Annotated in this window: 1 pseudogene; it reads right to left on the minus strand. The window is 67.3% G+C overall.

The window, feature by feature from the left end:
• Positions 1–307: 307 nt before the first annotated feature.
• A pseudogene (locus KUM32_RS36790) lies at positions 308–645 on the minus strand (transcriptional regulator); the annotation flags it as partial.

Here is a 645-nt window from a genome sequence, read left to right on the forward strand (position 1 = left end):
ACGTAGCACCACGGGCATGCGATGTCACTGTAGATCTCGACCTTCACCGGGCTACTCCTTGTCGCTGCGTCGTCATTCGACATACGCTTGAATCTTCAAGCGTTCCCGGTGTCAACCAGGCCGTGCGACCGAGTATTCCCGCCCGGTAGTGAGGGCGCCCGCCGGGGGCAGGCCGCTCCTTGCGGGCCCGAAGGGACCCGGCCCGTCACCCGAAGTCCAGGGGACCCGCACACGCGATGCCGGCGAGGTGCGTCAGCGCGTCCCGCAGGCTGGGAGGCGCGCCGTGGCGCCCGCGCCCCTGCTTCTGTCACCGCCGAAGCCCCTGATAAGCCTCACGCAGTTCCGAAGCTTCGGGTAGCTTCCGCGCCTCCACTGCTTTCACGACTTCCAGAGCGCGCCAATGGTTCGACGGCACCACGCGGCCGGACAGTATGGCTTGCTGCGCGGCCTGGCAGGCTTCGTCCAGCCGGTCACCGCCGAGAAGCGTGAGAGCCAGATCAATGTTCGCCGACGCGACGCGGCGGGGCCATGTGTGAATGTCCCGGGCTGGAGCGAGTCGTGCGATGACTTCCCTGGCATAGGGCTCTGCGGCAGGGTCACCCAGCCATGCGAGTGTCGTCGCCGTGTAGGAGAGCGACTTGGCGG

Source organism: Streptomyces sp. AC627_RSS907 (genome assembly GCF_019049165.1).